The 20,601-nt window shown below is 46.3% G+C and carries 14 protein-coding genes; 8 read left to right on the top strand and 6 right to left on the bottom strand.

Features of this window, described 5'->3' with window-relative positions; genetic code table 11:
- Window position 1: 1 nt before the first annotated feature.
- A complete protein-coding gene (locus tag CLV25_RS07865) occupies window positions 2-2,761 on the bottom strand; it encodes a TonB-dependent receptor (RefSeq protein WP_131839092.1) in 2,760 nt (919 codons plus the stop codon).
- 243 nt (window positions 2,762-3,004) lie between these two features.
- Window positions 3,005-7,036, bottom strand: a complete 4,032-nt coding sequence (locus tag CLV25_RS07860) for a glycoside hydrolase family 2 TIM barrel-domain containing protein (RefSeq protein ID WP_131839091.1) — start codon at window positions 7,034-7,036, stop codon at window positions 3,005-3,007.
- 1,473 nt (window positions 7,037-8,509) lie between these two features.
- On the opposite strand from CLV25_RS07860, the gene CLV25_RS07855 reads away from it, so the two are divergent.
- The 8 genes from CLV25_RS07855 (at window position 8,510) to CLV25_RS07820 (ending at window position 14,778) form a co-directional block, all read left to right on the top strand.
- Window positions 8,510-9,001: a hypothetical protein gene (locus CLV25_RS07855; RefSeq protein ID WP_131839090.1), complete on the top strand. Its 492-nt coding sequence runs from the start codon at window positions 8,510-8,512 to the stop codon at window positions 8,999-9,001.
- A gap of 244 nt (window positions 9,002-9,245) precedes the next feature.
- Window positions 9,246-9,980, top strand: a complete 735-nt coding sequence (locus tag CLV25_RS07850) for a hypothetical protein (protein ID WP_131839089.1) — start codon at window positions 9,246-9,248, stop codon at window positions 9,978-9,980.
- Between the two features lie 398 nt (window positions 9,981-10,378).
- Window positions 10,379-10,558: a hypothetical protein gene (locus CLV25_RS07845; RefSeq protein ID WP_131839088.1), complete on the top strand. Its 180-nt coding sequence runs from the start codon at window positions 10,379-10,381 to the stop codon at window positions 10,556-10,558.
- Entirely contained in the window at window positions 10,548-11,654 is a 1,107-nt protein-coding gene (locus tag CLV25_RS07840) for an LPO_1073/Vpar_1526 family protein (protein ID WP_131839087.1), read from the top strand. The genes CLV25_RS07845 and CLV25_RS07840 overlap by 11 nt, the downstream gene beginning before the upstream one ends.
- Before the next feature lie 214 nt (window positions 11,655-11,868).
- Window positions 11,869-12,126: a hypothetical protein gene (locus CLV25_RS07835; protein ID WP_131839086.1), complete on the top strand. Its 258-nt coding sequence runs from the start codon at window positions 11,869-11,871 to the stop codon at window positions 12,124-12,126.
- Between the two features lie 307 nt (window positions 12,127-12,433).
- Window positions 12,434-13,351 carry a hypothetical protein gene (locus CLV25_RS07830; RefSeq protein WP_131839085.1) on the top strand — a complete coding sequence of 306 codons (918 nt, stop codon included), beginning with the start codon at window positions 12,434-12,436 and terminating at the stop codon, window positions 13,349-13,351.
- A 73-nt stretch (window positions 13,352-13,424) separates the two neighbouring features.
- On the top strand, window positions 13,425-13,763 hold the full coding sequence (locus CLV25_RS07825) for a carboxymuconolactone decarboxylase family protein (protein ID WP_131839084.1): 339 nt from the start codon (window positions 13,425-13,427) through the stop codon (window positions 13,761-13,763).
- Window positions 13,764-13,938: 175 nt separating this feature from the next.
- Complete coding sequence (locus CLV25_RS07820; protein WP_131839083.1) at window positions 13,939-14,778, top strand: DUF5694 domain-containing protein; 840 nt, start codon at window positions 13,939-13,941, stop codon at window positions 14,776-14,778.
- Window positions 14,779-15,092: 314 nt separating this feature from the next.
- Here the strand turns inward: CLV25_RS07820 and CLV25_RS07815 are convergent, their stop codons facing one another.
- From CLV25_RS07815 to CLV25_RS07800, 4 genes are all read right to left on the bottom strand, one after another.
- The gene (locus CLV25_RS07815) at window positions 15,093-15,851 is read right to left on the bottom strand and encodes a LytR/AlgR family response regulator transcription factor (protein WP_131839082.1); all 759 of its coding nucleotides are present in this window, start codon (window positions 15,849-15,851) and stop codon (window positions 15,093-15,095) included.
- 16 nt (window positions 15,852-15,867) lie between these two features.
- Complete coding sequence (locus CLV25_RS07810; protein WP_131839081.1) at window positions 15,868-16,914, bottom strand: sensor histidine kinase; 1,047 nt, start codon at window positions 16,912-16,914, stop codon at window positions 15,868-15,870.
- A gap of 18 nt (window positions 16,915-16,932) precedes the next feature.
- A complete protein-coding gene (locus CLV25_RS07805; RefSeq protein ID WP_131839080.1) occupies window positions 16,933-17,613 on the bottom strand; it encodes a uracil-DNA glycosylase family protein in 681 nt (226 codons plus the stop codon).
- 127 nt (window positions 17,614-17,740) lie between these two features.
- The gene (locus tag CLV25_RS07800) at window positions 17,741-20,548 is read right to left on the bottom strand and encodes an outer membrane beta-barrel protein (protein WP_131839079.1); all 2,808 of its coding nucleotides are present in this window, start codon (window positions 20,546-20,548) and stop codon (window positions 17,741-17,743) included.
- Window positions 20,549-20,601: the final 53 nt, after the last annotated feature.

Genomic DNA, 20,601 nt, shown 5'->3' with positions numbered 1-20,601 from the left:
TTTAGAATTTAATGGTAAAGTTGATGTTAGGCGTAATGCCGAGGTAGTTGACGTTGGTTTCTACAATGGTATTATCAACAATTTCGAACTGTTTATACCATACATTGCTGCGGTTGTACGCGTTGAAAACGGAGAAACCAAGTGTTGCAGGGATTCGTCCCCCGAGCTTCATGTTTAGCGTTGCCGAAAGGTCTAAGCGATGGTAGTCGGGAAGGCGCTGCCCGTTTTTTGTTGATACCGTTACAAACGACTTCTTGGTACCGTCGAGTAGGGTAACGGTGTAGCCGCCTTGGGGTGCCGTGTAGGGTTTTCCCGTTGCGTATATCCATGTTCCCGAGAAGTCCCAGTTGCGCCAGTGGTAGGTTGCTACAGCCTTAAACTCGTGGGTAACATCGTTAGATGCGTAGTAGTCGTAATTGCCGTAGCCATCGATGTGATTTACCACACGCCCTAGGGTATAGCCAATCCATCCGGTTAAATCGCCCTGTTTCTTTTGCACAAGAACATCGATACCGTGAACACGCCCCCATCCTGTAAGGAACTGATCTTCGTAGGTTACGGTTCCCTGATCGCCTCCGTGACCGGGATTAAAGCTGCCGTTTGCTAAAGACTTAGAGAAGCGCAGGGAGTATTCCGTTAAGTTGGTTATTCGCTTATAGTACCCTTCTACATCAATAAGGTAGGTGTTGTTCTCCCACGATACGCCACCGATTATTTGGTCGGAATAGGTTACCGGAAGATTCTTTCCGTCGCTTAGCGTCCAGAAGTCCTTATTTCCGGCCATGATATCCTCGCGAACAACTCGCTTGGCAAACTGGTAGTAGCGTCCTATCGATCCTTTAATCTTCCAAGTATCGGTTAGCTGATACGAGGAGGTAAGACGAGGTTCGAAGTACATTTTCCCGGTTACGCTGTAGTAGTTGGAGCGTAGTCCTGGAGTTATCTTAAGCATATTATCGTATAGCGAGATCTTATCCTGAAGGTATCCTGAAAGTAGGAGCCCCTCATTTCTGCGATCTATAAGCTTTACGGTGTCGCTTTGGGCGTAGCTGTAGGTAATCTTGTTGTATGTAGCGTTAATGCCATATTCGAGCACGTTATTGGCGTTTAATTTTTGTTCGATGTCGGCCTTTGCAGAGTAGTCGTCGAGGTGGTTGTACTCCATTACACCTCGCTTAATGCTGTGCGATGTGCCCGATGAGTCTTCGTACGATCCTGAGGAGGTACGATCGCGGTTGCTATAGTAGTTGGAGTAGCCAATAAGGAAGTTGCCGTAAAATTTCTCGTTCCACTTACGCGACCACTTGAGCGATACTCCGTGATTTCCCCAGTTAGAGTTGTCGTTGTTGCTCATGCTGAAGTTGCTGATGCGGGGAACTTCGCCACCGCCGCCCATACCTCCAGGACCACCTCCCTTGAAGCCTGACGAGATATCGTTGGTGAGATCGTCGTTGCCGGAGTAGTAGCTTAACCAAATAATGTCCTTATCGGTGGGGCGGTAGGTTAGCTTGGTGTTGAAATCGTAGAAGTACGATTTGAGGTCGTTCTTCCCAAATGGATTTCTTCCTTCGGGCATACTTGGCCCTGACGTGCTGCTTGTATTGGAATACTTGTTAAAGATCTTGTCGTAAAGCGGGCTTTGCCAGCTACGGCGACCTGCGGCAATAATGGTAAACTTTTCGCCAAGCGGAGCCTCCAGAAAACCGTTGGCCGACATTAGGCTGATGTCGGCAAATCCTCCCCAATTGGTTTTATTGCCTTCCTTTCCGGTGATTTCGACAACGCTGGATATGCGTCCTCCGTATTTAGCATCGAATCCACCCTTATAAAGCTGGATGTCCTTTATGGCGTTGCTGTTGAACGAGCTGAAAAAGCCGAAGAGGTGCTCTACGTTGTACACCGTGAATCCATCGTATACTACCAACGACTGATCTGGCGTTCCTCCTCGAACGTATAACCCCGACGAGTTCTCGTTGGCTGCGCTGATGCCCGGCATCAGCTGAAAGGAGCGAAAGATATCCTTTTCGCCCAAACTGGGCAGCGATACTAGCTTAATGGGCGACATCTTTATCATGCCCACTTTGCTGTTGGTTTGCAGTACCTCCTGCTTTTCTCCATTAATAACAACCTCTTTTATGGCTACGCTTTCGCTTTCGAGCTTTACCAGCAGGTTGCTTTGTGGGGTTTGTGGCGTTAGGTAAACCGTTTTTGGCTTGTAGCCAATAGCGCTTAGCACCAGCGAAACCGTATCGCTCGGAACTCGTGGCAAGGTAAAGTAGCCATCGGCATTGGAGTTAGTTCCGATGCTGGTTCCCTTTATCGAGATATTTACAAAGGGTAGAGGTTCTACCGAGGCGTTATCGATTATTCGACCAGTAAGCGCGAATCGGTAGCGGGTAGGCTTTCCTTTGTAGTGCGATTCTTCTTCAATTTTCACTTCGTTGGTTACTACCCATCGGTCTACAATTACCACTTTACCTCCATCGCTGATGTAGTACTTTAGCTTATTATTCTTGCATACCACTACATCGAGGAATTCCTTTAGCGGTTGGCTAATGGGGTGGTGGTCGATATGGATGGCGTTAAGCCGTTGCCTGTCGAACTCAAATTGGACCTTCGATTGCTTCGAAATATTGTCGAGGACGTTATCGAGCGTCCCCAAATACCAGTCCGACAGCTTGTAGTCGAGCGATTTTTGCCCGCTTACGCTACCTGCAAGTGATAGCAGAAGTAGCAGAAGCAGCATTCCCTTGTTTACCATAGCTACTGCGTGTGATTTAAAGTAAGAACTAGTAATGAATCGTGTTTAAGCTAATGTTTATTGCCACCTGTAGGGTGAAAGGGAAATATTGGGAGGTGAAGAAGAAATTTTTAGCCGGAAGCTGATATCAACCCGAGAATAGAAGCGTTTTATTTGGATGGGTATAAGTATCTATAAGCAAAAACCGCAGCTAGGAATCCCTAACTGCGGTTTTATGCTATTAAATTCTATAATGTCTGCTGACTACTCTGCAAGGATTGTGATTTCGGCACCCGTTGCATAGTCCTGTCCTCTTTGCTCGCTGAGGGCCGTGAAGCGGATGTAGCGAGCCTTTACGGGCTTGTCGAACATCACCTTCTTTTCTTCCTTGCTTCTTGCAAAGGTGGCCTTCACAATTGGCTCTCCCCAATTCTTACCATCAAGACTTACATGAATGGTGTAATCCTTTACATCTCCATTGTTGCCATCCTGACGTGGCAGCCATGTAAAGCCTTTTATGGTTTTAACCTCGCCGGCATCCATATCAACCCAGTGAGGGTGCTTGGCAACGGTTACCGAGTACATGGTGTGCCATATGGTGTTTGGGTCGCCATCGGTAAGGTTAGCGGCTTCGCCTTCGCCGGCCTCTTCGCTGCTGGTAAAGATTACCGAGGTTTGGATGCTCTCGATCTTAGGGAAGGCTGCCGAAAATTTCATCTGAGGATTCTCCTTGTACCATGCGGTAACCGAGCCTCCGTTGCGCATAGGAATTGCATCGGTGTAGACTTTTGCCTTATCCTTTCCTATGGTGTAGCAGATTACGGCATCCTTTTTTGTCGAATTGATTTTTACCTCTCCGATACGATTTCGGGTGATGGTAATAGGTACTTCTCCGGCAGCCTTTACGCTAGCTGCTCTAACAAGATCCTTACCTGCCGCAGGGCGAATGATGAAGCCCATTGAGTTTTGTCCGGCTTTAATGCGGTCGTGCTCTAGTGGACCTCCCTGTCCGCAGCTGTTGCCGCCCAAGCCTGTTACTCCAAGGTCGAGGTTAAGGTAGGTATCTCCAGCTTTAGGAAGCAGATACGAGTGTGCGGCAAGCGTCATATCGAGGGCAGAGTACTGAAGCGCCGATACCGAAAGGCGGTCGCTTGCCACAAATAGGGCGCCGTTTCCTTCTTTGTCGGTTAAGGCGCACCAGCGTACATCCTCGTGGTTACCCACGTTCTGAGGCTTTGCAATGCTAAAGTACTCGTCCTTAACGGTGCTCTTGTGCAGCTCTACAAACTGGCTCGACTTGCGGTCGTTGTAGTTGTCGATAGGGCCACGTCCGTAGTAGGTAAAGTCGGCAAACCTTTGAGGCACCTTTATCATATATCCCAAGCGAGGCAGAACCATCGTCTCCTGATTGGAGCTGATGCTGGCCTGTAGCTCTATCGAACCATCGGGATAGATGGTGAAAATTTGGTTTGTGGTGAACTTGAAGTCGTTCTCGCCAAACCTCTTGTCGGTTAGCTCCACTAGCGAATTACGGGTTGCCGTTGTACCACCTTCTAGGCGGGCCGCATTTGGGGCTTGCGATTCTACGGTGAAGGCTACAACCACTGTACCATCAGCCTTCCTCATGAAGTTGCTGCTAGTAGCCTTGTGCTTGAGGTTGTGAAGGCCATTCTCGAACCATCTTGGCATAAACCAGTTGTCATTATTTACGTAGGCGCGGAATGCATCTAGCTTAGGACCATTGCCGGGCTCGATGATGGTTTCGTTGCCGTAGGTAAGGCTGTGGATGGTTCCGGTGTTGGTGTCGAACTCGGCTACAAAGCCTTTGCCCTTCACGGTTTTGATGCTGGTTGCCGATTCTACAATTTCAACCTTGTCGGTTGAGGTTGCTTTGGCATCGTCGGCTACGGATGGAAGGTTGGTTGCCTTCTTAACAGGAAACTGCTCATCGGCCTGAACGTATCCCTTCCTATTCCAAGGCATATCGTTCTTTAGCTCGAACTGGAACTTTACAAAGTACTCCGATGTGGCATTCAGCTTATCGAGCTGGTAAGGTATGGCGATCTTTTTCTTGGTACGTGGAGCAACTGCGCCCATATCAACATATCCTGCCTGAACTTCCTTGCCGTTTTCGTAGAGCGACCAGCGAAGCGAGTAGTCCGAAAGATCTTTAAAGTAGTACTTGTTGAACACCTCGAAGGCGCCATCCCTAATGCTTAGGCTATCAACAGCAATATGCTGGTATACCTTCTTCACCTCGTAGTAGTGGGGCTTAGGAGCGAGGTTGGCATCAACAACGCCCTTAAAGATAAACTGTCCGTCGTTTGGCATATCGCCGAAGTCACCTCCGTAGGTAAGGAAGCGGTCGCCGGTTTTCTTGTCGTAGTACCATAGGCTTTGGTCTATCCATTCCCAGATGGCGGCGCCACAGAAGAAGTTGGTCGATTCTATCGCCTTCCAGTAGTCTACAAGGTTGCCGCAGGCGTTACCCATTGCGTGGGCGTACTCCGATATATGGAAAGGATATTTGATGTTATACTTGCCCTTTACGGCACCCTGCATCCAGCCGATGGATGGATACTGGTTGGAGCCCATGTCTACAATGTCGTTGTTGCGCTCGTACTGAACCGGGCGCGATGCGTCGAACGCCTTCAGCTCGTTGTAGGCCACCACAAAGTTGTTGCCAGGGCCAGCTTCGTTGCCCAACGACCATATTACGATAGATGGATTGTTGATGTTGCTATGTGCCATCTCCATTACGCGGGCCACGTGTGCCGCCTTCCACTCCACAGGGTGCGAAAGCGAGGCTTCGCCGTAGTAGTACTCGTGCGATTCGATGTTGGCCTCATCTTCTAGGTAAATACCGTACTTGTTGCAGAGGTAGTACCAGTAAGGATCGTCGGTATAGTGCGAGTTGCGGACGTGGTTGATGTTGGCGCGCTTCATTACCATAATCTCCTGCTCCATTCTCTCGCGGCTGATGGCATGGCCCGTCTCCGGGCTCATCTCGTGGCGGTTCACGCCCTTCAGCTTCACGGTCTTGCCGTTCACGTAGTAGTAGCGTCCGGCCAATCCGAATTCATCATCAGATGCTTTAGTATCCTTGATTTCCACCTTACGGAATCCAACAATGGTCGATACGGTTTCGATGGTCCTATTCTTGGCATCCTTAAGCTCGGCTACGAGGGTGTAGCGGAAGGGCAGCTCGGCCGACCACTTGTTGGGCGATTGTACCCTAATTACTGCTGGCTGGGCCTCTACCTGCTGGCCTGCATCAACCAAATCAACCGTAGCGGTGGCGGTAGCGCCGTTTACGAGGCTGTTCTCGTCGGAGTAGAGCTTGTTTGCGTAAAGGGTGTACACCATCTTGTAGCCTTTAACCTTGCCTTTACCCAGGTTGCGGATGTCGGCGTTGATGGTGAGCGAACCGTTGGTGTATGTTTGGTCCAAATCGGGGTTTACCCTAAGGTCGCGAACCTGCACTTTAGGGGTAGAGTATAGCGATACGGTGCGGAAAATGCCCGGAAGGCGGTACATATCCTGTGCCTCGAGGAACGAGCCGTCGGAGTTGCGGTAGACCTCGGCTGCAACCACGTTTTTCCCCTTTTTTAGGTACTTGGTGATGTTGAAGGCAGCGGCGTTGCGCGAGTTTTTGGAGAATCCTACGTACTGGCCGTTGATCCAAAGGTAGAAGAACGAGTCTACGCCATCGAAGTTGATGAACACCTCGCGGCCATCCCAGTCCTGCGGAATCTCGAAGTCGCGGCGGTACGAGCCTACCTCGTTACGGTACTCGTAGGTTGTCCAGCTGGTAGGTGGGGTGCGCATAACGCCTCCGCGCCAGTCGCCAACTTTTACGCTGTGCTGGAAGATCACCTTTTGGTTTACGTAGATGGGCACACCGTACTTCAGGCTGCCATCCTTTTGGATGCCCACCACATTCCAGTTGGATGGAACGGTGATGTTATCCCACGACGAGACATCGAAGGTTGGCTCGTAGAAGCCCTTTGGTCGTAGCTCTGGCGATTTTACCCAGCTGAACTTCCATTGTCCGTTCAGCGATTGCCAGTAGGCGGAGTTCTCGGGCAGCACTTTGCGGGCGCTTTCGACATCGGCAAAGGGGAAGAACCATGCGCGAGGCTGCTCCTTGTTTAGGGCCAGCTGTTCCGGCGATTCCCACTCGTTACCTACCGGTGTTTTCATATCGGCATACTTAAAACCCTCCAGTACCGGCTTTACGGCGAAGCCTTGCGTGACAAGGCTAAAGAGGGTAAGTGCTAGGGTTAACTTTTTCATCGTCCGTGATTTGAGGTTAACTGCTTGATGTATTAAGAGTTTTTCTTAGGATCGAATGAAGCATCTTTTGGAATACTTTTCGCCTTCTTACAAATGTATCATCTTGCCGAAGTTATCGTAGTGAAATAGAAGAAGTATCGTTATTTTATGGTTATTCGGCTTGTTTCTGTGCAATATGTTGCATTCGGATAAGGGTATTCCGTACCGTAATCCGATCAACGTTTAAGGCGAAAGACGTAGGATTACATGCAATAGACTATGCGTTAGGCGCGAACCATTAGAGAATGGCTCCCATAAAAGGATAGCACGCACTGTCCACCCCCTGCCCCCGCTGGCAATGTCGTTAAGTTAAGGAATAATCTTTCCTCGGAGTGTCATCCCGTGCTTGTCACGGGATCTCCACATAAAAGGTAAAAGAACTTTTTAGGAGGAGATCCCGGCCCATAGCCGTCAAGCCAAGGCTGAATTTAAAGGGACAAACGCCCAATAGCAGTACGTTATCCCCTCCATGGGAGGGGGCAGGGGGTGGGTAATAACGTCTTAACCCACCCCTACCCCTCCAAAGGAGGGGATAAACAGTTTCAATTATATGCTGGTTATTAATATTTATCCTGTTATTTTACTAAATGTAATTCTATGCATCTGCTTAGCTTGACGGCTGTGGATCCCGGCCTTCACCGGGATGACAAGAAGAAAAGAGTATTCCTTATTTTAACGACATTGGCCCCCGCCACTTCGGCTTCGCTCAGCGATTAAGCGGGAGATAGTGCTATTCGGCGTATTACCAATTCTTTGACTTCTTTGACTTCTCCATTCATATAATCCCGCTAAGGAGGTATGTCGCTACGCTCCACTTCCATTTTTGTTATCTGGGAGACGTTAAGAAAAATCCTTGGCCTGTTGTCAAAGGCGGATAGACTTCCGGGGATTTCGCTTTTAAGAATTCTTCAAGCATTGATTGTTGGTTTGTTGGCAAACTTGGGCGTTAAAGCTATTCTTAAATTTGTTTCGAGACGCGAGCATCGCATCTCTACCAGCCAGAATCAGCGTCGCAGGGGGTAGAGACGCATTGCATGCGTCTCGTTGTATTGAAGAATTTGGGCTAAAAGCGTATTCCCTGGATATCCTTCTCTCTACCACTACCTAATCAATGCGAATTAAGAGTTGGGGTTATGCTACTGCTAAACCTATCACAAAGCGTATTCCCCTCCTTTTTAAAAGGAGGGGTGGCTGAAAGCCGGGGTGGTTTGCTGTTTCTTTTATATGCTTATGCATGATATTATTAACCCCTCCGCCCCCGCTTCTCGGGATTTCCGCGTTGCTACAACCTTCGGGCACCTCCCCTTTCAAAAAGGGGAGGATTACATCCCCATAAGCCTTATAACGTTTTTGATTACCTTCAACTCTTAATTCGCATAATCCGCTTCAAAGCACGTTAAGCTTGATTCGAGAGCAGCTTACGGAGCTTTTTCGATGCTTTACACACTTTCGATGAAGGTTTACGGAGTTTCGATAGTAGCTTACGCCATTCAAAATATGGTTTACGGAGCTTCGATAGTAGCTTACGCCATTCAAAATATGGTTTACGGCGTTTCGACGGAAGCTTACGCCGTTCAAAATATGGTTTACAGAGCTTCGACAATGGTTTACGCCGTTCAAAATATAGTTTACGAGCTCGTAAACTACTCTCGAAACGGCGTAAACGTCTTTCGAAACGTCGTAAGCTACTCTCGAAATGGCGTAAACATCTTTCGAAAGCACGTAAGCTACTCTCGAAGCTACGTTGACTACTCTCGAAGCTCCGTAGAGCATTGTCGAAATAGTTTAAGCCATATTCGAGAAAGGGGAAGGGTTCTTCAAATTGCTTTTCTACTCCTTTTAGGGTATCAGCAGCCGCTTATAGAGGACAATTGGGGGAGCTGTATGTTCCTCTATTTCGCTTTAACGGTAGGTAGCTACCGCTAAAGCAACGGCTCTGCTTCACTAAAAGCAGCGGCTACAGCATACGGCACCATTTATTGATTTTGTTTATCTTTATGTATGCTAAAATTAATCAATTATGGTTATTGACAAGTTGGTAGGCTTTGGCGTAACTTTATGGCAAGCTTACAGCTAAGGTGCTGGCAGCAACGTAAGCGCATCTGTAAGCCTACTGCAATGCTCAATAGTATTGGATAACTACTAACCGCTCGAAATAAGCTAACAGCTAATGAGTAAACTACTTTTAAGGTCTTATACGATGTCTGATAGCGATATGCTAACCGAAACGAAGACCAAGCTCGAATTTGCCAAGCAGGACATTAACCTGCTGCAGTCCGTAGAACCTAGCCTCACCTTAGCCGAAATTGAAGCCAAGATCGTTGAGGTTGAAGAATGTCTTAACGACTACTCCAGCTTAGAGAGCAATGGCATCATAACCATTGCCACTGAGGAACTTCAGCGTACTATGCAGGAGTGCCGAGAAGAGGTACAGTTTTTCTTCTTCCATTGCGAAAGAGCGCTATCCGATAAGGCTGCTGCCTCTACTAGGTTTGGACGAAAGGGGGTAGAGAAGGCAAGAAGCAACCCTGTGAAGATGGCAAGCCTGCTAAACCAAATTATTGCCAACTACAGCGATCCCGAATATGAGGATAAGCTGGATGCACGGCTTACTAAGGGGTATATGAACAAGCTGGAAAGCTTACATACACGGCTAACCGATGCCATTGCGGCTCAATCGTTGGCAAAGACCAATCGACCTGCCAATACCGAGATTCGTATTGCCAAGTACAATGCGGTATGGAGCTTTGCCCGTAACATATGCGATATTGCTAAGGTTGCCTTCCGCGGCAGCCACGCCAAGCAGCAGCAGTACTTTATGTACGAAAGGCCAGCGGCTAAAAAAGGTAGCCGCTCCGCCTTAAAAAATGCATCTCTTCCGGCACAGGAGAGCGAGCAGGCTTAAAGGGCATAGCTGGATTACGTAAATATTCTATCAAACGAGGTAAAACCCAATACCATGAGCGCTTGGTGTTGGGTTTGCCACTTTTTAGGTGTGGTAGATACATTTTACAGGCAGAATTTTAACCTTTACCGAACATCCGTAGCATATTTTAGCTACATTACGCCCATCTATTTCGAATCGTAAATCTAAGGTAAGTATAGCGGTAATCTACACTTCGTGTGCGCCCCTTTCGGGGTTGCTGGGGTTTACGACATAGATAGATGCACCTCTTTTGCGGAAAAGGTGTACATACCACTACAAATTTGGATTGGTATATATGCACCTTTGGGAGGATGATGGTGCATATGTAAGGCTATGAAACACTACAAACATGAAAGTTAAACTTAAAGAAAATAATTATGGAATGGATTTTTGAAGGTATTGGCACAGCTATAATAACTTTAATTCTAGGTCTTATTACTGGCGGTGCAATAGGATATCGGATTGGTATAAAAAAGACAACTAAAGTAAATCAAAAGCAAAAAGCTGGAAATTACGCTTCACAAATTCAAGTTGGGAGAAATTACAATGACAAATAAGCAAAGTCAGAAAGCTGGAGACAACTCACAGCAATTGCAAGCCAACCAAATGATTGTCAATATTGGTATTGATGAGAAACGGGCTCGTGAAATTTATCATGAAATGAACTTGCAAGTAAGAAGAGATTATACTCAAGAAGCTTTAGAAATAGCAAATTTGAGAGTTGCAGAATTTGAAAACAAACTATTGCCCAAAATGGAAGCTGTTGATGGAGCTTTGGAAGCATTTGCAGACCCAAGTTTTCAATTACTACTCGTTGAAGCTCAAAAAACAGCAGCTTCCACTGAACGACCTGCTGATTATGACCTTTTGTCAGAATTGCTTATTCATAGATTTCAAAAAGGAGAAAATAGAATTACTAGAGCAGGGATTAGTCGTGCAGTAGAAATAGTTGACAAAATTTCAGATGAAGCTTTACTAGGTTTGACTGTTTTCCATTCAGTTTCACATTTCTTTCCTGCAAGTGGAGACATTCACCAAGGTCTGAATGTTTTAAATGAATTGTTTGGTAAATTATTTTATAATAGGCTTCCTACAGGTAATGAATGGCTTGACCATTTAGACATTTTAGATACTATACGAATTAATTCTTTGGGCGGGTTAAAAAAAATCCAACAATACTATCCGGAAATATTAGTTGGCTATATTGAGATTGGGATTGAAAAAGAATCAGAAAACTACCAAAAAGCAATTGAATTACTTACTTCTAATGGATTGTCAGAAAATATTTTAGTAGAACATGCTTTAAATAATAATTTTTTAAGGTTAAACATTTCCACTAAAAATCAAATTGACTCTCTCACTATGCACTTTCAACTTCCAATTAATGGAAATTTAGTTAGTGTTCCAGTTCAACTATCAGAGGAACAAAAAAATGTAATTAGAGCAGTTTATGACCTTTATAAGCAAGATGAATCTGTTAAACAAGAAAACATTAATGTGTTTATGCAAGAATGGGATAAAAGACCAAATTTGAAAACACTTAGAGTGTGGTGGGATAGTATTGGTACAAGCATTCAATTAACATCTGTTGGAAAAGTATTGGCACATTCAAATGCTCAAAGGTGTGATAAAGACTTACCACCTTTAAACTAAGAAGTAGAAAAGGGTATATTAGATAAAGCTCTCGCTCGACGTAGAATAAACGCACGAGGTTCGGCGGCATTTGTAATGCCGTTGAACTTAAGTAGCGGTCTTTGACCGCCATTAAACGGGAAAACCAGCAGATTATTTTCTGCAGGTTATCGCTTGCTTTAATAAAAGTGATAGCTTTAGGAGCCTTAGCATCACTGATAAACACGACAAGAATATGATAGAACTAAAATTGGCATACTACCGAAAAGAGGACTGGATGCGGTTCGTTGCCTCGATTGACGATAGAGAGCGCATGCACGATACATGGAGTGAGTGGCATGCGGCATATCTAAAGGCAAAAGGTGAATTGATTAGGGAAGGGTATATGGTACGCGATGTTGAAATAGATATTGATGAACTAATCGAATACTGTAAACTGCGAGGTATTAAAAATGATGGTAAAGCCCGTTCGCAATTTGTAAATACTAAGTAAGCTCTGTTCGACTATGGGCTCCTGCCTCAGACGAATCTATCCAAGTAGGCTATAATCCTACAAGCGTATAACGGTTAGGCAAAGGCTAAAGAAGGTAGCTACTTTTTATCAGGCTAGAGCCTTTAGAGATAGGATTGAGGAAGAAAGGAGCCTTCGCCAAACGGAGAGCTGCTTATGCTTAGCTTGAGACAATCTAGAAACACCATTAAAACAAAACCATAAAGCATCCCTGTTTCTCTACCGCAAAACGAGCGCAAAAAAGGGTTTCTTGGGTGTTACTTCTAATCTTTAAAAACAACTTAAACGAATGAAAAGAGGCTCTTTTATTGTAATCCTGTTGCTGTTTACCCTGTCCTCGTTTGCTCAAATCAACATGGCCGATTCTACGGTAAAAGTTATTGGCTACTGGGATAAGAACGAGAAGCAAAGCTACGCTGTTGTAGAGGATTCCTATAAGGTAAAAGGTGTAGACACGGTTTTGCACGAGAAGATTAAGTACGATGTCGATATTACTATTGTCGATTCGACCGAAAAATCCTACACCATCGAATGGTACTACCGAAACTTTAGCATGGATACTAAAAACGAGTTTGTGAAGAAGGTTATGTCCATTGCTCAGGATATGAAGGTTATTATTAAAACCGACGAACTCGGAACCTTCGAGGAGGTTGTTAACTGGGTAGAGGTGCAGAATTACATTAAGTCGGCCATGGAAAAGCTGGGCAAGGAGTTTCCTCAACTACCAGGTTTTGGCGAGCTGATTGCCCAGATGGGGTTAGCGTATTCTTCGAAGGAGGCTATTGAGACAACTTCTATAAACGATATTCAGCAGTTCTACAACTTTCATGGAGCCCAGTATAAGCTGGGAGAGGAGCTTACTGCGCAGACAAAGGCCCCGAACATATTGGGTGGCGAGCCTTTCGACTGCAGCATCACCGCCTATCTTGATGAAGTAAACGAAGCCGATAACAACTACATACTTCGCTCGTCGCACGAGGTAAACAAGGAGCAGCTAACCGAGGCCACCTACAAGTTTGTGGTAGAGACATCCCAAAAGATGGGCATAAAACCGCCTGCAAGGGATGAGCTTAAGGATTTGAAAAATGATGTTCAAACGGCATCGCGAATCCACGGCTCTGGTTGGCCAATATATAGCGTGCAAACAAAAACGGTTACCGATGGAACTAACATCAGCATCAAAGAACGGGTAATTGAGATAAAGTAGCGCTGCGGTGTAGTATAGATAGGGTTTTTATGTTGCTGGGAGTCTACTTCTAAATTAGGTACAGCTATCGATTATGGAACTAGAAAATTTTAACCAAACACGAAGAGCTTTAAATAAGCTTATGGCGGATAATGACGACTTCTTTAGCCAGTTCGGTGCGCTAGATGATGCCGTTTACGCCCAAGGCGCAATACCCAAAAAGTACAAGGAGCTGATGGGGCTATCAATATCCATCCTTACCCGATGCGAGGAGTGCATCCTTTACCATATCCAGGGCTGCTTGGCCGAAAATGCCACAAAACAGGAAATTGTAGAGGCCATAAAGATAGGCGTGGTTGGTGGAGGGTCCATAACCTACCCATCGGCAAGGTTTGCCTTTAAGGCGCTAAAGGAGATGAACATTGTAGGGTAAAAGAGCGATGGGCACGCATACGCCTACCTTTTCGGTTGGCATTGTAACTTAATGGGACGTGCTACGTCTTATGGCTACTTGAAACCCGCACGGCTAGCGGTTGTGACTAAAGCCTAGCCATGCGGGTTGCATCCAACCTTAAAACGTATTTATTCGGATGAAAAATAGAGTAGGCATGAGGTCATTTATACTTATCGTAGGATGCCTCCTTGTGGCAGGTAGCGTATTCGGGCAAGCCGCCAAAAGTCCCCGTCAAGCAAAGGTGATGACGTTGGGAGTTTTCCATTTTGAGTATCCCAACCTCGATGCGGTTAAAACCGAAAAGAAAGATCAGATATCGGTGCTCGAAGAGCCCTATCAGTCCGAAATTCTTGCCATTGTTAGGGCCATCAAAGAGTTTCGTCCTACCATTATTGCCGTAGAGCGAAACCCCAGCAAGCAGCAACGGATAGATTCCCTATTCCAATTGTACAAGACGAACAAGCTGGTGCTGGCTAAGGACGAGCATCAGCAGCTTGCCTTTAGGATAGGAAAGGATTTAGACCTCCCCAAAATTTACTGCGTAGACAACATGGGACGGCATTACGATAGCATATCGGCAATATTCAAAGACGACGAGCGGTGTGAGAAGATGTTTAGCTATACCGACTCTGCTTTTGTGCAGGATCAATCTTCGAAAAAGGTGTCGAGCATTATCGACGAGCTGCTCGAATTGAACAACCCCAACTCCATTAGAGATGATTTATCGGGGTATCTGATGGGAACATTTAAGTACGAGGAGCAGCCCTACGACTTTACCGGGGTCGACTTTCAAACGGGGAGGTGGTTTAACCGTAATCTAAGAATCTTCCGTAACATTCAACGAATACCCCATTCGGGCAACGATCGAATTCTGCTGATATTTGGGGCAGGGCATCTAAACCTGCTCAACTACTTCTTCGAGGTTTCGAAGGAGTTCGAATTCGTATCGCCATTACCCTACCTCGAAAAGGCGAAGAAAGCCGTTAAGAAATAAAACGGTGCATCCGGGTGCCCGAAAGTGCTCTTGTACGATTACAACGGTGCGTTTGGATGGCTGGAAGTACTCTTGTACGATTACAACGGTGCATTTGGGTGGTCGAAAGTACTCTTGTACGAATACAACAGTGCGTTTGGGTGTCCGAAAGTACTCTTGTACGATTACAACGGTGCATTTGGGTGCCCGGAAGTACTCTTGTACGAATACATTTAGTACATCTGAATGTCCTAAACAAAGTCCTCATCTGTGCAAATCGGCATTAGGAGGCACGAACGTAGGCTATTCGGGAACGCTTATGCAGAGGTGCGCTGCTATCGAATTACGCCTAGCCACATCTTAAATTCGGCTACGCGATTTTTGCTTATGATCACCCTCTCCGGAGTCTTTTGGACGAGGTTTACCGACAGCCGGTTGCCAAACCAAACGTCGATGTCGTGTATTGCCTTTCGGGCGATAATAAACTGGCGGTTGGCGCGGTAGAAGTCGGCATTGGAGAGCATCGCCATAATAGCGTCGAGCGATTTGTCCATAGGGTAGCTTTGCCCATCGAGGGTGGTAACATGGACGTGCTCGTTGGAGGTGTAAAAGTAGCAGATGTCGTCTACCGAAACGGGAATTAGCTTGCTCTTGTACGGTATTAGGAATAGCTTAGTGCTGTCGGAGGGATTGGCGGCCGAGTAGGATAGCTTTTTTAGCTGCTCTATCAGCTCGAGGTTGGTTAGCGTAGCCAGCTTGTTGAGGGCGTGCCTAAGGTCGTTGGCGTTAATAGGCTTAAGCAGGTACTCGATGCTGTTAAGCTTAAACGCTTCGAGGGCGTACTGATCGTAGGCGGTGGTAAAGATTACCGGGGTTGTTATCTCTATGGAATCGAAAATGTGAAACGAGTGTCCATCGGCAAGGTGGATGTCCATAAAAATGATATCGGGCTTGGGGTTGCTCTTTAGCCATTCTATGGTATCGGTAATTGTGTCCGTTGTTCCGGCTACGGTAATATGCGGAGCCACCTCGGCAAGAACCGACATAAGGTTGCGCTGAGCGGCAATTTCGTCTTCAACTATTAGCGCTTTCATTCGGGGTTTGCTTACTTCATTTTTTAGCGATAAGAGGAATCTTTACCAAGAACGTGCTCTCGGTGTGAACAACCGAAATCTGCTTTCCGGTTAGCAGCTTAAATCGGCTGGCCAGATTAGAGAGGCCGATACCGGTACTCTCGCCGTCGGGGCGCTTGGCCGATACGGGGTTGCTTACCACCAGCTCGCCCTCTTCGGTGTAAATGAATATGGCAAGCGGTTGCTTGGAGCTAATTACATTATGCTTTACGGCGTTTTCGATTAATGGTTGCAGGGTTAAGAAGGGGAGAAGCCGCTGCATGTCCTTCTCGTCAATCTTTATTTCGAAGAAGAGCTTATTCTCGAATCGGATGCTTAGCAGGAAGCGGTAGGCTTCGGTAAACTGGATCTCCTCTTCGAGCGTTACCAGCTCGTTGCTTCGCTTCTGGAGCACGTAGCGGAATATCGACGAAAGCTCGTCGATAAAGGTAAGCGCCTTGTCCTGCTCGTTCTCGCGTATGAGGTAGGCTAGCGAGTTTAGCGAGTTGAACAAGAAGTGGGGGTTTAGCTGGTTCATCAGGCCTTGGTAGCGACTTTGCAGGCTATCGGTTTTCAGCTTCTCGTTCTCGATTTCCACCTGCTGCTTCTGCCAGATGAGGCGGTAGAGCTGCCCTGCCGCAATAGCGGCCATTATCACGAAGAGCGCTTTGCTTAGCAGCATAAAGAAGAAGCGCGAAGGGATTCTCCTTTCGGGAAGAAAGGTGATGATAAGGAAGAAGAAGAACAGCAGCCCTGCCGTTATGCTAATGGCTACAATGGTGGCCTGGCTGGTTTTCTTGTTTTCCTTTCCTAGCTTAAATAGACCGGCGTTGTACGATACAATAGCAAAGGAGATAATAAAGGATAGGATCATCTCCCATATCAACCGATTCCGAAACATCAGCATTCGGTGTAGGCGCTGCGGATCGGTGGGATAATCGCGGGTAAAAAGGCCTACAAGCTGGTTGATGTTGGCAAACAGGCAAATTAGCAGGGCCAGCAGCAAAAATATTAGAACCTTCTTTGTAAGCGTATTGTTGGGCATGGTGGCGTAGCTTTTTATTTAAAGGGTTGCATTCGATAGCGCCTTGGAAAATATTTCGACCTCCTGCTGCAGGAATTTCCTCCGGTACTGCATCACAAACCGCGGATGGTTTATCGGAACAATTTGCTCGAATGGTTTTCCCATTAGCTCGTTTATCTCGGTTAGGTACTTGTAGTTTTTCCCCGAACCTAGGCAGATGGCCATTTTGCGGTTGGCTCCAAAGTCGATTTGCTGCTTAAAGTTGGCCATCATGAAGCTCGAGGTTGCCTGAAGCATGGCCGTAGAGTCGTAGTAGTTGTAGTTCTTCCCGTTTCTGGTGAAGCCAATTGGCGATACCGACGTTAGGTAGAACCGGGAGAAGAAGGCTTCGGGGCCGCCCATTGCATCAACAACGCTGTATATGTACTCCGACGAAAGTTCGGTTGTTGGCTGTAGGTTATGCTCAATTTGGCAGCGCTCCTCGAGGCGAACCGTGTCGGTAAATGCTATTCCAGTTTTTCCTGCTCCGTGGCGCCCTGGGTTGATGCCTACAATAAAGGTTCGAGGGTTGCTATCGGAGTAGTACTTGGTGTAGTACTTCCTAACGGCATCCATGGTTTCGGGTTGCCGGTAGGGGTTCATGGCCTCAATCCCGTTGGGAAGAGGTATGTTGAATTGGAGTGTTTCAAAAAACGCTATGACTTGTTCGCCAAATGTCATTTCCCTTAGTTGTTATGTTATTTCCTTCGAAAAGTAGCCATCTTTTTTGATAAAAATGATTTCGCCCATGATTCTCATCGTTGGCTAATCGCGTTGATCTAATCAAAACATGTATTCTGTATGAAGCTTACAACTTGAAATTTTTGAGGTTGTATACAAACGTCACAAGGAAGTAGCGGCTTAGCACGCTGTTGTAGCTATCCTCGATGTAAAGGCTGTTAACCGAACGGCTGAAGCTCTTGTTTTGGTCGAGTAGGTCGAAAACGCCAAACTTAACTTCAGTTTGCCTGCTCTTTAGGAACTTAACGCCAAGATTAAAGTTAATCGTTAGGTTGTCGTAGTAGAAGTTGTTGCCGTTGTACTGCTGGTATGTAGCCTCTGGCAGTATGGTAATTCGGTTTGCAATGGTCCAGTTGAGCTTAAATCGGCCGGTTTGCGACCAGTAGTTGTTGCTATTCCCGCTAGTGTTGTTTGTTTCAACAACGTTGTATGCCGTGTTGTACGATACGGTAAAATCGAAGTTTGGGCTAAAGTTGCTACCGATAACAACTCCCCCGTTAGGAGAGTAGGTTTTTGTTGTAACCTCTTTGCTGTTTAGGATTGCTGGTAATCGGCTGTAGCCAGTTCCTACCGAAACGTTTATGTTGCTCTTAATAAAAGCCGCTGGGAATCCGTAGTTGATCATTGTGCTGAGGTTCCAGTAGCCATCAAGGTTTACTGGCTTCGAGAGCTGGGCTCCTTTTTTAAGTATTGTACCATCGTCTAAGGTGATGTCTTTTCCTGCCAAAAGGGTAGATGTTCCTATGTAATCCAGCGTATTTTGTGCGTTGAAGAAGATGAAGAAGGTTTTCCCTTTTGTCATAGAGGTGTAGCTGTAGCGCAGGTTGATATTGTTGGAGAACGACTGGTTTAGGTTAGGGTTGCCCACATACAGGTTTAGCGGATCGCTGTTGTCTACCACGCTTTGGAGCTGGCTAATAGACGGAGCCTGAGTTCGTGTCCCTGCCATAAGCCTTAGGCTATTTGCCTGGTTAAACTTAAAGTTAAGCATCATCATTGGCAGTACGTTGTTGTACGACTTCCTTAGGTTGAAGCTTACAGGGAAGGTTTCATCTCCCTTTAGGGTAGAATTCTGGTACATTAGGTTTAGCATACCGTTGTACTTTTCTCCCTTTAGGCGAAGCCCTAAGCCAAGGCGTTGGGTAAGATAGTCGCTCTCGTAAACGTTAGATAGCGAGGTATCGAGCAGGGTATACTGCTGCGTGGCCTTTTGGTAGGCGTTGGTGCGCTTATCGATATCCGAGTAGGTGTATCCAATATCGTAGCTTGTCATCAGCTGGGTCTTTTTGCCTAGCGGTTCGGTGTACATAATCGAGCTGCTAATGCTGTAGCTCTTGTTGTTGAGCTTCGACTTTTGATCGATAGTGTCGAGAATTGTTTTATTTCCGTAGAATGCGTTTTGGGCAAGCATGCTCGAACTTGCATCTTTATCCGATAGCGAGTTGCGGAGCGAGATTGAGAGCGTTCGTCCCTCCTTGTCGAATTTGTGTCGGAAAAGAATTTCGTTGTTGATGTTATAGCCGTAGCTAAACGAGGAGTTTTTGTTCTCCGTTTTGTTTAGCAGGTTCACCGGACCTTCCGTTGTTTGAGCGTTGGAGTAAGAGCTCGAACGGCTGCTCTGGAAGCTGATGTTTGGTGTGAAGATGAACGAGTTCTTTTGGTCTATGGTGTACTCTACCCTAAAGTTGAGGCGATTGTTGTAGTTGTTGTTGCGGCTAAAGCCTTCTTGGGTGTAGTGCTGCGCTGTATCTATTGCGCCAAAGTACTGCCTGTTTGTTTTTTGGCTGTTGGTGGTATTGCTGTAGTTAAAGAAGTAGCTTCCTGTAAAGTTTACCTTCGTTCCCCATTGGTTGGAAAAGTTTATACCAAAAGCCGAGGTGTTGGTAATGCCATTTTGTTGACCTACCATAAAGTTGGAAGAGCCTCCTCCAAAGCCTCCACGTCCGCCACCAGGTCCCCCAGGGCCTCCATGCATGCCGCCTCTACCGCCGCTGCTACCAAGCACTCCAAGAATATCCTCGCTCGAGAAGTTTTGCTGGTTAACGTTGTTGGTCATACCAATAAGCGAGATACGCGAATCGCCCTTAAAGATGTTTACATTACCACCCGCATTGTAGCGGTCGTCGGTTCCGTATCCAGCATAAATTTTACCGAACTGGCCTGCTCGTCTGTTCGATTTTGTAACAATGTTGATGGTTTTGGTTGAGTTTCCATCGTCAAATCCGGTAAACGCGGCTTGGTCGCTTAGCTTATCGAAAACCTCAATTCTTTCGACAATTTCTGCCGGAACGCTCTTCATAGCAACGGTAGGATCATCGCCAAAGAAAGGCTTACCATCAACCAGAACCTTCTTAACCTGTTCGCCTTGTGCTTTAATGGTATTGTTGTCGGTTGTTATACCAGGCATTTTAGATATAAGCGCTTCGGCATCGGCATCTTTGGTAACCTTAAAGGCTGAGGCATTGTAGCTGGTAGTGTCGCCTTTTACGCTAGCTCTTACGGCATGTCCAATAACGGTAGCCTCGCCAATCATTTCTGTTTTCTCTTTTAGGCTAATGGTACCCAACGAGAGGCTGCTGCTACCTACCATAATCATCTTAGTATAGTCGGTATATCCTATATACCTTATCTCCAAACGGTAGCGTTGTGGTGCAATGCTTGGGAAAACAAATGCTCCTTTGGCATCCGTTGTGGCCAGATGCTTAAGGGTAGAATCTCGTAGGTTTACAAGTATGACATTGGCGCTGATAAGCGGCTGCTTTGAACTTGATTCTATGATTGTTCCCGTAACTTTTACTGTTTGGGCACTGGCCGCTAAGGAGCCCGATGCAATAAGGAGTAAAAGAAGAAATATGTTGGTTGTTGCTTTTCTCATCGTTTTTATAAGCTAGATTAATTGCTGTAATGGTATTGCCGAGCAGAATGCTT

Source organism: Acetobacteroides hydrogenigenes (genome assembly GCF_004340205.1).
GTDB lineage: Bacteria > Bacteroidota > Bacteroidia > Bacteroidales > ZOR0009 > Acetobacteroides > Acetobacteroides hydrogenigenes.
This window is presented reverse-complemented; position numbering and strand designations above follow the sequence as displayed.